This window comes from Pseudonocardia asaccharolytica DSM 44247 = NBRC 16224 (genome assembly GCF_000423625.1).
GTDB classification, from domain to species: Bacteria; Actinomycetota; Actinomycetes; order Mycobacteriales; family Pseudonocardiaceae; genus Pseudonocardia; species Pseudonocardia asaccharolytica.
This window is the reverse complement of sequence record NZ_AUII01000002.1, coordinates 138,692-150,555: the sequence shown is the minus strand read 5'-3', so window position 1 is coordinate 150,555 and position 11,864 is coordinate 138,692. Positions and strand designations below refer to the sequence as shown.

At 69.6% G+C, this 11,864-nt stretch carries 12 protein-coding genes; 2 read left to right on the top strand and 10 right to left on the bottom strand.

The features are described 5' to 3' along the window. Positions 1–82: 82 nt before the first annotated feature. Positions 83–1,279 carry a UDP-galactopyranose mutase gene (gene glf / locus G567_RS0102830; RefSeq protein ID WP_028928773.1) on the bottom strand — a complete coding sequence of 399 codons (1,197 nt, stop codon included), beginning with the start codon at positions 1,277–1,279 and terminating at the stop codon, positions 83–85. Positions 1,280–1,375: 96 nt separating this feature from the next. Here glf and G567_RS0102825 point away from each other — a divergent pair, with 96 nt between their 5' ends. Further along, positions 1,376–3,346, top strand: coding sequence for a DUF6541 family protein (locus G567_RS0102825; protein ID WP_051232147.1), 1,971 nt, complete (start codon positions 1,376–1,378; stop codon positions 3,344–3,346). A gap of 124 nt (positions 3,347–3,470) precedes the next feature. Beyond that, a complete protein-coding gene (locus G567_RS0102820; RefSeq protein WP_028928771.1) occupies positions 3,471–4,166 on the top strand; it encodes a class I SAM-dependent methyltransferase in 696 nt (231 codons plus the stop codon). Between the two features lie 36 nt (positions 4,167–4,202). Here G567_RS0102820 and galE read toward each other — a convergent pair whose 3' ends face one another. From galE to G567_RS0102770, 9 genes are all read right to left on the bottom strand, one after another. Further along, positions 4,203–5,171, bottom strand: a complete 969-nt coding sequence (gene galE, locus G567_RS0102815) for a UDP-glucose 4-epimerase GalE (protein WP_028928770.1) — start codon at positions 5,169–5,171, stop codon at positions 4,203–4,205. A gap of 173 nt (positions 5,172–5,344) precedes the next feature. Further along, complete coding sequence (locus tag G567_RS0102810) at positions 5,345–6,208, bottom strand: glycosyltransferase family 2 protein (protein WP_245585528.1); 864 nt, start codon at positions 6,206–6,208, stop codon at positions 5,345–5,347. 11 nt (positions 6,209–6,219) lie between these two features. Next, positions 6,220–6,639, bottom strand: coding sequence for a DUF2304 domain-containing protein (locus tag G567_RS26450; RefSeq protein ID WP_051232144.1), 420 nt, complete (start codon positions 6,637–6,639; stop codon positions 6,220–6,222). A 4-nt stretch (positions 6,640–6,643) separates the two neighbouring features. Further along, positions 6,644–7,300 carry a glycosyltransferase family 2 protein gene (locus G567_RS0102800; RefSeq protein WP_245585513.1) on the bottom strand — a complete coding sequence of 219 codons (657 nt, stop codon included), beginning with the start codon at positions 7,298–7,300 and terminating at the stop codon, positions 6,644–6,646. A 116-nt stretch (positions 7,301–7,416) separates the two neighbouring features. Beyond that, positions 7,417–8,634, bottom strand: coding sequence for a hypothetical protein (locus G567_RS0102795; RefSeq protein ID WP_028928767.1), 1,218 nt, complete (start codon positions 8,632–8,634; stop codon positions 7,417–7,419). Between the two features lie 112 nt (positions 8,635–8,746). Then, positions 8,747–9,664, bottom strand: a complete 918-nt coding sequence (locus tag G567_RS0102790; RefSeq protein WP_028928766.1) for a decaprenyl-phosphate phosphoribosyltransferase — start codon at positions 9,662–9,664, stop codon at positions 8,747–8,749. Continuing rightward, the gene (locus tag G567_RS0102785) at positions 9,661–10,185 is read right to left on the bottom strand and encodes a phosphatase PAP2 family protein (protein ID WP_037055706.1); all 525 of its coding nucleotides are present in this window, start codon (positions 10,183–10,185) and stop codon (positions 9,661–9,663) included. Before G567_RS0102785 ends, G567_RS0102790 begins: the two co-directional genes overlap by 4 nt. A gap of 221 nt (positions 10,186–10,406) precedes the next feature. Then, the gene (locus G567_RS0102780; RefSeq protein ID WP_028928764.1) at positions 10,407–11,219 is read right to left on the bottom strand and encodes a Cof-type HAD-IIB family hydrolase; all 813 of its coding nucleotides are present in this window, start codon (positions 11,217–11,219) and stop codon (positions 10,407–10,409) included. Between the two features lie 190 nt (positions 11,220–11,409). After that, complete coding sequence (locus tag G567_RS0102770) at positions 11,410–11,862, bottom strand: DUF350 domain-containing protein (RefSeq protein ID WP_028928763.1); 453 nt, start codon at positions 11,860–11,862, stop codon at positions 11,410–11,412. Between the last annotated feature and the right edge of the window lie 2 nt (positions 11,863–11,864).

Below are 11,864 nucleotides of genomic sequence, written 5' to 3'. Positions count from 1 at the left end.
GGGTCGCAAATCAGTGGTATCGGGTTGCGCGCCCCCGGATCGTGGTGGGCGCACGACGGCCGAGCGTAGTGGCGGTGGGCGCTCAATCGTCGGCCGACTCGGTCCCGGACAGCGGCCGGCCCTCGGTGAAGAACGGGAGGATGCGGTTGTCGAACATCGTCAGCGCCGACCCGATGGCCATATGCATATCAAGGTATTTGTATGTGCCGAGACGGCCGCCGAACAGCACGTTCTGCGTAGCGGTCTCCTTGCGGGCGCGCTCCCGGTAACGTTCGAGCTTCGCGCGGTCCTCGGCGGTGTTGATCGGGTAGTACGGCTCGTCACCGGAGTTGGCGAAGCGCGAGTACTCCCGCACGATGACTGTTTTGTCCATCGGATAGTCCCGTTCCGGATGGAAATGCCGGAACTCGTGAATCCGGGTGAACGGGACCTCGATGTCGTTGTAGTTCATTACCGACGTTCCCTGGAAATCGCCGGTGTCGCGCAGCACTTCCTGCTCGAAGTCCAGGGTGCGCCAGCCCAGCTCGCCCTCGGCGTAGTCGAAATAGCGGTCCAGCGGCCCGGTGTAGACGGTCGGGATCGCGGCGGGCAGCTCCTCGCGGACGTCGAAGTAGTCGGTCGAGAGCCGGACCTCGATGTTCGGGTGGTCGGCCATCCGCTCCAGCCAGGCGGTGTAACCGTCGACCGGCAGGCCCTCGTAGGTGTCGTTGAAGTAGCGGTTGTCGAACGTGTAGCGGACCGGGAGCCGGGCGATGATCGACGCGCCGAGCTCCCTCGGGTCGGTCTGCCACTGCTTGGCCGTGTAGCCCTTGACGAACGCCTCGTAGAGCGGGCGACCGATCAGCGAGATCGCCTTCTCCTCGAGGTTCTGCGCGTCGGCGGTGGCGATCTCGCTGGCCTGCTCGCGGATCAGCGCCCTGGCCTCGTCCGGGGTGTGCGACCGGCCGAAGAACTGGTTGATCAGCGCCAGGTTCATCGGGAACGTGTAGACCTGGCCCTGGTACTTCGCGAACACCCGGTGCTGGTAGCCGGTGAACGCGGTGAACCGGTTGACGTAGTCCCACACGCGTTTGTTCGAGGTGTGGAACAGGTGCGCACCATAACGGTGGATCTCGATCCCGGTCTCTGGTTCGGCCTCGGAGTAGGCGTTGCCGCCGATATGCGGGCGCCGGTCGAGCACCAGGACCTTCTTGTCCAGCTCGGTGGCGGCGCGCTCGGCGATCGTCAGCCCGAAGAAGCCGGACCCGACCACGACCAGATCCAAAGCTGCATACGTCACGACACCCGAGGGTAGCGGCGGCGAGTCGGGGGGTGGGGCCCGCCCGCTCGCTATGCTCCGGCCGAAGTTCCTCATGTCCGGACGTCTGGTGGTCTCGTGGTCTCAGCGCAGCTCGCGCACGGTGCGTGGGTCGTGTTCGTGTACCTGGTGGTGCTGTGGACGCCCGGGCTCGCGCTGGCGCACGCGCTCCGCGCCCGCGGCTGGACGCTCATCGGGGTCGCCCCGCTCGTCACGTACGGCGTGGCGGGTGTTGTGGGGCCGCTGGCCGCGCTGGCCGGAGTGCCATGGTCGGCCACGACCTATCTCACCGGAACCGCGGTGCTCGTACTCGCGGCCGCCGGGCTGGCGTTGCGGAGGCCGCGATCTCGGAGTTCTGACGCGGCGGGCTGGTCGACCGCCGCCCATCTCGGGGTGGCCGGGGTGCTCACTCTGGCGGCCATGGTGGGTGGCGCCGTGATCGCCCGCGCGATGAGCGACCTGGCCGCCGTCCCGCAGGACTGGGACGCACTCTTCCACGCCAACGGCATCCGCTACCTCAGCGACACCGGCGACAGCAGCCTCTACGGCATGTCGACAGTGAACTGGTTCGAGCCGGGCACCGCGGTCTTCTACCCGAACGCGTACCACCTGCTCGGCGCCGTGGTGTACCAGCTCACCGGGGCGTCGATCCCCGCCGTCCTGAACGCCCACACGCTGCTCATCCCGGGTCTGACGGCGCTCGCGCTGGTCGTGTTGATCCGCCGGTTGGGTGGGCGGGCGGTGCTCGCGGGAGGCACCGCGATCGTCGTGGTCGGGCTCAGCGCGCTGTACGACATGCTGTGGCGCGGGCCGCTGCTGCCCTACGCAACGGCTGTGGCGCTGACGCCGCTCGTCGTCGTCATGCTCTTCGATCTCGTCGACGCGACCAGCGTCAGGGACCGCGTCCGGTGCGGCGGGCTGGTGGCCGTCGGGCTGGCCGGCCTCGTCTGCCTCCAACCGGCGTCCCTGTTCGGCGCCGTCCTGTTCGGCGCCCCGGCGTTCCTGCAGCGCTGGTGGATTCGGCCGCGACTGGTCGTGTCCGATGCCCCGCTGGTCATCCTGGCCGGGATCGCCGCGGCCGTGTTGACGACGATGCAACTGACCGCCGGGTTGGGCAGCGCCGGGGATCTCGACGCCATGGACTGGCCGGCCGACCTCCCGCCGAAAGCGGCGCTGGGCGAGTTCCTCACGTTCAGCCACGCCGCGGCCACGCCGCAGGTGTGGATCGTCGTCGCCGTCCTCGCCGGGCTGCTGGCCTACCGCAGGCTGGGCGATCTGCGCTGGATCGGCGCGGTGGCGGCGGCGTTCGGCATGCTGTTCCTCGTCGCCGCGTCCTCCGACGCGCCATGGGCAAACTCGATCACCCGGTTCTGGTGGAACGACCGATGGCGCCTGATCGGACCGGCCGCGATCGCGCTGGCCGTCGTCGCCGGGCACGGGCTGGCCGAAACCCAACGTTGGATCGTCACGGCCGCCGGGCGGATGCGACGCCGCGACCGATCCGGCCCGCCGAGGCGGCTCGCGATCGCGGGGCACGCAACCGTTGCCGTCAGCGTGCTCACGGTGTTCGCGGTCCTCACCGGGGGGTTGTACCTCAACCGCAACACAACCCGAATGGCCGTCAGTTTCGCGCCCGGGCCCGCGCTCACCCCCGACGAGGTGGTCGGCCTGCACGTGCTTGCCGACATGGCCAGACCCGGAGCGCGGGTGCTCAACGACCGCGGCGACGGGACGGCATGGATGTACGCGTTGACCGGGCTGCATCCCGTGGCCGGGCATTACAACGCTGCGAAGGTGGGGCCGGAGGCCACGCTGCTGGCTGAGCGGTTCAACCAGTATCCCCACGATCCGGCCGTGCGCGCTGTCGTCGGTCAGCTCGGGATCCGCTACGTCATCCTCAGCGAGAGCTTTCTGCGCCCGGAGGCGCACCGCCAGCCCGGGCTCGTGGGGCTGGACGACGCGGCCTGGCTGGAGCGCGTGTACCACAACTCCGACGTGGTGATCTACCGGATCAAGTCGGACGTCGCGGCCGGCTCCTCGGGCGACTGACTCCTGAGGAACGCCATGATGTTGACGAGCGGATAGCGCGAGGTCGTGCACTGACCTCGGTCGCTGTGCGTAGCCATGTGATCCCTGACGGTGGTGTCTGACCCGGCCGCTACGCTCCTGCTGCATGGACTGGGATCAGTACGCGCAGACCTACCCCCAGCTCGACGACAAGGACGCGGTACCCCCGCTGCTACAGCAGGCCATGGCCGGGTCGTCGGGATCCGCGCTCGACATGGGCTGCGGTGAGGGAGCGTTGCTGACCCTGCTCCGCGACGCCTTCAGCCACAGCTGGGAGCTGTCCGGGTTCGAGGTGAGCCCGACTCGCGCCGAGGCTGCGCGCAACCGCGGTCATCATGTCGCCCTCGACGAGGGCGCGGCCGTACCCTTCCCACCCGGCTCGTTCGACCTCGTCATCTCCACTCACGTGATCGAACACGCTCCGGACGACCGCGCGTACGCCCGCACGTTGCGCGATATGGCGAAGCCGGGTGGACTGGTTTACGTCGAGACGCCGGTCAAGCTCCCAGGGGCGTGGTACTTCCGCCGGAATCCCCAGGCGGGCTGGGTGCTCGATCCCACACATGTGCGCGAGTATCGGTCGGCCGCGGCGGTGAACGAGGTTCTCCGGTCAGCCGGCCTGGAGATCCTCGACGAGGACGTTACCAAGATCGTCTTCCCGCTCGCAGCGGGCGAGCGACTGGTCCGTCGGATGCTGCGAATCCCGCCGCAGACAACCCAGCGCCTCGAGGGCCTGCGCGCCACAAGTGTCCCGATCCCTCGCTACCGCCAGCAGGCGGTGTTGGCACGTCGACCCGCCTAGACCGGACGGAGGGTCGATGGGGTGCCCTCCGCCGGATCAGCCCGCGGCGCCGGACCACCATGCATCCCAAGCGCTGGCCACGATGTCCTCCACGCCGAAACGGGCCTTCCATCCCAAGTCGGACTCGATCCGGGAGACGTCCGCGACGACCGACGCCGGATCGCCCGGTCTGCGCCCGACCACGCAATGGGGCACCGGCCTGTCAACCACCCGCTCGACCTCGGCGAGCATCTCGAGCACGCTCACCCCGGTACCCCGGCCGACATTGAACACCCCGGCCCGCAACAGCCCGCTCTCCAGCCCGTCAACCGCCGCCCGGTGTGCGTCGGCGAGGTCCTCCACGTGCACGTAGTCGCGCACACACGACCCATCCCGCGTCGGCCAGTCGCCGCCGAACACCTCGGTCACCCGTCCCAGCTCGACGTTACGCAGGACGATCGGCAGCAAGTTCGACACCCCCCGATCCGCCAGCATGGCATCCGCGGCGCCCGCAACGTTGAAGTAGCGCAGCGCCGTCCAGGCCATCCCGTGCGCTTCGGCGGTGCGCCGCACCAGCCACTCGGCGGCGAGCTTGCTCTCCCCATAAGGACTGGTCGGAACCGTGGGATGGTCCTCGCTCAACAGCCCAGCCTCGCTCGCACCGTAGACCGCAGCGCTGGAGGAGTAGAGCAGGTTATGTACACCGGCCCGAACCGCGGCCCGCAGGAGCGCCACGGTGCCGGTGACATTCTGCTCGAAGTAGTAAAGGGGTCGCTCGACCGACTCCGCGACCGCCTTCTTGGCCGCGAGATGAACAATCCCGGTCACCCCATGTCGGGCCATGGCCGCAGCCAGGACGTCTTCTCCCTCGAGGAGGCTCGCCTCGACGAGAGGCACGCAGGAAACCCGCTCCCGCAGACCGGTGGACAGGTCGTCGAGAACGACGACCTGTCGGCCCCCGGCCTGTAGGGCACGCAGCACGTGCCCGCCGATATAGCCGGCCCCTCCGGTGAGCAACCACGTCACCGATGACCACACCCCGGGCACGGCCAGGATCGGGTCGGTTCAGGCGTCCCGGCCGCGCTCCACGAAGGCGAGATCGCCCCACGTGACGCACCCAAGAGGCGGTAGATCATCAGGTTCCTTCGCGGTCGGGTGTGCGTGGCTGATGTCGCGTGATCTGCTTGAGGTGCGAGGCGCTAGCTCAGCATCCGGCCGACCATCGCCCGGGCGCCGGACAGGTCACCTGCCGTTGCCATTTCGACCGCCACCTTCAGCGCGTGGAGCCGGGAGAAGACGTGCAGGTCGGCCGCTCGGGCGGCCCGCGCCCAGCCGCGGAGACGTAGCTGCAATGCGATCTCCCGGAAGTACCGCTGCTCCTGGTCGTATCGTCTGCCGTCGCGGGCACGCGTCGACGAGTCGCTCGCGCCGTGGCGCCGATACCGGAAGGCCGGCGCCGGGTCGATCGCGATCCTGCCGCCACCGAGCAGGAGATCGACCACGAACGCGAGATCGTGGATCGCATCGATGCCCTCGTGGAAGGGAATATCCACCACAGCCGCGGCTCGATAGGTCAACGACGGCGTGTACAACCAGTTACCCGCCAGCAGACTGCGCACACCCGCCTCCCCTTCGATGGTTCCCCGCGAGCGGGGCCGGGCGCTGATGACCCGCTTCACCCGGTCCGCCAGGCTGTCACCGACACCACCGTTCTCGTCGACCACCGTCACACCCGGTTGCACCGCTACCACTGACTGGTCCCGGAAGTGGCCGGAGACGATCTCGACGTATTTCGGCTCCAGCAGATCGTCGGCGTTCATGGTGCAGAGCAACTCGCGGCGGCCCAGCCGGGAACACTTGTACGTGTTTCCGTTCGGTCCCAGTCGTTCGGAGTTGCGGAGGTACTCGATGCGGCTGTCGCCGAGCGATACCAGGTGGTCGGCGACGACCCTGCCGGGGTAGCCATCGTCCACGACGGTGAGTTCCCAGTCGGAGACAGTCTGTTTGCGGACGCTGTCGACCGCGTCGATCAGATACCCGGGGTCACCGTAATACGGGATCACGAAGTGGATGCTCACGAATCCCTCGCAGAGGGGTGCTCGGGCTGGCCCGAGGTCACCGCCGTGACGACCGGGTCGGACGCGGAGAGCAGCCCACGGTCACGGTTGACGATCTCGGCTTCGCGGACTGCGAGCGTGCGGGCCAGCTCGGTGAGCTGACGCTCCACGCCCTGGAACCGCAGGTAGGTGTTGAGCATCGCAAGCAGGAACACCACGACGAGCGCGTAGAGCAGCAGGTCCGTGCCACGCCCAACCCCGAACCAGTTCGCGACGGCCGTCAGGTCGTCAGGCCGGAGGATGGCATAGAAGTTCACCAGCGCGAACAGCACCAGGCCGATGCGCTTGCCGGCCTGCATCCGGACGCCGTGACGGCTCCGGACGAAGACGACGAGTAACCCGGAGATCACGATCAGCAGGAGGATCTGGATGAGCACGGCTTCACGCTCCCCGTTGCCGCACCGACAGATCGAACAGGACGTTCACCCCGTTCACGAGCGACTGGCCCTTACTCATCGAATAGTCGGTGTAGAGGACGGACACCGGCATCTCCGCCACGCGCCATGAAGAGCGCGAGAGGTAGGAGACGATCTCAGATGCGTGCGCCATACGGTTCATACTGATGCGGAACTCCTCCACGACGGGCCGCGTGAAGACCCGTAGGCCATTGTGTGCGTCGGTGAGGTTCAGCCGCCGCGCCGCGGGGCTCAGCGCGGCGATGCATCTGAGCACGAACCGTTTCAGCGCGGGCACGGTCGCCGCGCTCTCGAGAAACCGGGAACCGAGCACCACGTCGGCCTCACCGGAGCGAGCCTTGGCGACCATGTTGAGTGCGTCCTCCACCCGGTGCTGACCGTCCGCGTCGAAGGTGACGAAGTACTGCGCGCCCGGACGGGCACACGCGTAGGTCAGGCCCGTCTGCAGCGCAGCCCCCTGGCCGAGATTGATCGGGTGCCGCACCAGGTGTGCGCCGGTCGATGCGATGGCCTCGGCCGAACCGTCCGAACTCCCGTCGTCCACGCAGACCACGTTGGGATAGGTGCGCAGGATCTCCTCGATGACCGACCCGATCACTGCCTGCTCGTTGAAGACGGGCACGACGAGCCATACGTCGTCGACGCCTCGCGGAATTGGCATTCGGTTCTCCGGTCGTCGGGGCTGATGAGACGAGGGTAGCCGCGCCCGCCGCGTCAGCCCGACCGGTCCGGACCCGCTCACGGCGTCGGCGCGCTCCGGATCCGGCCGACTGCCCTCACGGTGCCCAGGGCCGCCCAGATCGTCACGACCGCCGGTCCGAGGAGTTGCGCCGCCAGGGCGCCGCCGATGGGATCCGACGAGACGAGGAGCACGGAGAGGAAGGCGACCGAGCCCACGACCCACGAGACGATGACGGTCCGCTGAGCGTCCAGGGCCACGAGGGCAGCCTGGAAGGTCAACGCAGCCATCATGCAGATCGTGGCGGCGGCAAGGAGCGCAACGTGCAGCGCGGGCGGGCGCTCAGCCGCGTTGAACAGCACCTGCACCGCCCATGGACCGAGCATCGCGGCGATAAGGACACCGACGGCGCCGAGCGCGGCCAGCACGGCGAGTGCGCGGAGCAGATGGCGCTTGAGCAGGTCCGGTCGCCGGGCCGCCACCGCGCGAGCGAGCGCAGGGACGAGGAGCGCCTGAACCGGTGAGAAGAGGAAGAGCGGCACCCGTGCGGCGACGAACATGAGCGCGAACACGCTGGCGGCCAGGGCGTCCGGCATGCGGAACGTCACCACCACAGGCCCGAGGTTGGCCATGGCCTGCATCAACAGTCCCGCTGCGACGAGCATGGCCACCGAGCGGCCCGCGCGGGCCACATGGGATCGAGCCGACGAACCCGGGTCGAGCCTCAGGGCCGGTGCCAGCGCCAGACCCGCGACCAGTGCGCCCAGCGCGAAGGCGAGGGCGTACCAGGTCGGTTGTCGCACGGCGAAGGCCAGCAGGACGACACCCGGGAGCAGCCGCGCGGCACCCTCGAGATAGAGGGTCAGCGCGTACGGTCGTAGCCTCTTCTGCCCGCTGAGGAGGCCACGGACCCAGTACATGACCGCAGCGCCCGCCGCGGCGACCACCACGGCGAGCAGAAGGCCGGCTTGCCCGGCGAGCACGCGGCTCAGCACCGGCGGCCACAACAACAGCAGCAACGCCGCGACCACGACGGTGACGGCAGCGGCGATCCGGCCGGTCCGTGCGGCGACCTCTCGGATCGACCCGCCCTCGCTGCGGGCGGCGGTGACAGCCCGGCTCGTCTCCTGTTCGACAGCGAAGAAGACGCCGGGCCCGATGATATTGATCAGGAAGTACACCGAGGTCAGCGCGCCGACCTCCGCAGCGTACGGCGGGGTCGGAAACGTGTGCCCGACGACGACGACGAAGGCGTAGCCCGCCAGGCCGACCGTCACCAGGCCCAGGGCAAGGTGGGTGGCGGTACCAGTCCGCCGAGACGAAAGGTGTCGGGAAAGTCCGATGCCCTTCCGGCCGCGGACGGTATCGCTCATACCCGAAGACCCATCGTCACGTGTAGATCGCCAGCACCAGCGTGCCGATCCACACCGCGGCCAGCACCTGCAGCACCCGGTCGGCCAGGGCGATCTCCTCGGGCTGCCCGCCGTTACCGCCGTCGACGTCGACGGAGTACCGCAGCACCGCGATGACGAAGGGCACGATCGAGACCACCGACCACACCGAGCTGTGGTGGACCTCGCGGATCTCGAACGCCCACAGGCTGTAGGTCGTGATCAGCACGGTGGCCGAGAGCGCCCACACGAACCGCAGGTAGGACGCCGAGTAGCCCTCCAGCGACTTGCGGATCTTCGCGCCGGTCCGCTCGACGAGCATCATCTCGGCGTAGCGCTTGCCGGCCACCATGAACAGCGAGCCGAACCCGGCCACGAGCAGGAACCACTGCGACAGCGGGATGGCCGCCGCCGCGCCCCCGGCGATCGCGCGTAGCAGGAAGCCGGACGCGACGATGCAGATGTCGAGCACCGGCTGATGCTTGAGCCAGAAGCAGTACGCCAGCTGCACCGCGATGTACACGGCCACTGTGATCAGCAGCGGTATCGACGCGAGCAGGCTCAGCGCCAGCGCACCGAGGAACAGCACCACCGCGACGACGATGGCCAGCCGCGCGGGCACGATGCCGGCGGCGATCGGCCGGTTGCGCTTGGTCGGATGCGCGCGGTCGGCCTCGACGTCGTTCGCGTCGTTGACGAGATACACCCCGGACGCGGCGAGCGAGAACGCGGCGAAGGCGATCACGAGGTTGACCGCGATGTCGCCGCTGAACAGGTCACCGGCCGTGAACGGCGCGGCCAGCACCAGGACGTTCTTCACCCATTGCCGCGGGCGCATCGTCTTGAGCACGCCGCCGACCACCCCGGCGGCGCTGCGCACCGGTGCCTCCACCGAAGCCGCGTCCGTGCTGGTCATCGCGACACCCCCCGGCGTCGGCCGAGCCGGCGCGAGCCGAGGGCGACGATCGCGCCGAGGACCGAGCCGACGACCACGTCGCTGGGGTAGTGCACGCCGAGGACCAGCCGCGACAGCGCCATCGGGGGCACCAGCGCGGGGACGAGCGGGCGGCCCAGCAACCTGCCGTACAGGACCGCCGCCGCCGTGGTGGACGTCGTGTGCGCGGACGGGAAGCTCAGCCTGCTGGGCGTGCCGACGAGCACCCGCACCGACGGGTCCTGCGGCCGGGGCCGGCGGACGACGCGTTTGACCGCGATCGACGCGCCGTGCGCCGCGGCGACCCCGGCGGCGGCGATGAGCCAGTCCCGGCGGCGGGAGCGGTCGACGGCCGCACCGAGCAGCCCGATCGCCAGCCAACCCCCCGCATGCTCGCCGAACAGCGACATTCCGCGCGCGACACGCACGAGCGGCGGCCGCGCGGCCGCGTCCTGGACGGCGTTGAGCGCCCGGACCTCCAGGGTGCGGTCGGATTCGGGCAGGAATGGCGGGGCGGGGACCGGTGTCGGGGAGATCGGGTGCCCGGACGGGGCCGGGGCTGCGAGGCCATTTCGGACGGCGGGCTCGGCCACGGTGTGGGGCCTCCTGTGCACCTGCGCTGTCGAGCTGCGGGCGCGGGTCGGCGGTGGTTTCCGTCGGGCGATGCTACGCGGGGGCGGATCACGCTCGGCGCCGACGTCCCGAGCCCTCCGGAGACGATCTGTCAGAACCAGCGCTCCAGAACGAGCGCGAGCCCGTCGTCGACGTTCGACGCGGTCACCTCGTCGGCGACGTCGAACAGCGTCGGGTGGGCGTTGCCCATCGCCACCCCGTGCCCGGCCCAGCGCAGCATCTCCAGATCGTTGGGCATATCGCCGAACGCGATGACCCCGTCGGTGTCGACCCCGGTCCCCTGCGCGACCTCGGCCAGCCCGGTCGCCTTGGTGATCCCCGGCGGGGAAGCCTCGACCAGCCCCCGGGGGTTGGAGAACGTGAGGTCGACCGCGTCGCCGACCAGCGGGCGCAACGCCGCGACCATCTCGCCGCTCGTCATCTCCGGCGCCCGGATCAGCAGCTTGACCGCGGGGCGGGCCAGCAGCTCCGAGCGGGAGACGCTGGCGTTGTCCGGGTTGGGCCAGGCGTGCCGGTAGTCGGGTTCGGCGACGAACTGCGCCGCCGCGTCGTCGAATGCGCCGGTGCCCACCCGCTCGACCGCGAGCCCGCATCCGGGCAGCGCCTCCGCGGCCGCGGCGGCGAGATCGATGAGGGTTTCCGGCGCGATCTGACGGGCCCAGAGCACCCGGTCCTCGACGGCGTCGTAGAGCACCGCGCCGTTCGCGCAGACCGCGAGGCGGGCCACCCCGAGCTGCTGGACAACCGGCGGGATCCACCGCGGTGGACGCCCCGTGACCAGCACGAACCCCACCCCGGCCGCCGTCAGCCTGCCCACCACTGCCGCGGCCCGCACACTGACCCGCTCGTCGTTGTCGAGCAGCGTGCCGTCCACGTCCGTGGCCACCAACCGAGGTGCCTGCACTCCTAACGCCGTCCGTCGATCATGTCACCAGGATACGTGGTCGACAGAGTGGCGGGCCGCGCCGCCGCGGCGCTGGTCCGGGTCGCGCCCGACAAGAAGCTGGCCGAGCGGGTGCGCGCGGCGGCGGATTGAGCAGGCGGATTCGCGGAAACCCGGCGACTCGGTCGCGGAAATACCCCGACTCCCGGAGTCAGAGGATGGCGACGGCGACGACGAGGCCCAGCGCCAGATGCGCCGCCGCGACGACGAAGACCTGCGGCTTGACGTCGGGTGCGGCGAGCGCCGAACCGATGTCGATACCCGTCACCCACTCCAGCAGCCGGACCGCCGCCACCTGCGCAACGATGCCGACGAGGCCGAAGATCAGGGCCGAGAGCAGGCCCTCGGCGAGATCACCCGAGGCGCCCCAGATGGCGATCACCACGATGAACGCCATGCTCACCATGCCGGCCGCGGTCACGATGACGGAATTGGGCAGTCCGGCCCGGACCATGCGGTTGAGCTTGCCAGGGGTCGTGAGGTCGATGGCGTAGAAGCCGAGCAGCATCAGCAGCAGCCCGATCAGCGCGTACAGCAGGATCGCGCCCACGCCGCGGCCGACGTTGGCGAAGTACCCCGGCGCGAGGGCCAGCAGGGTCGTCACGG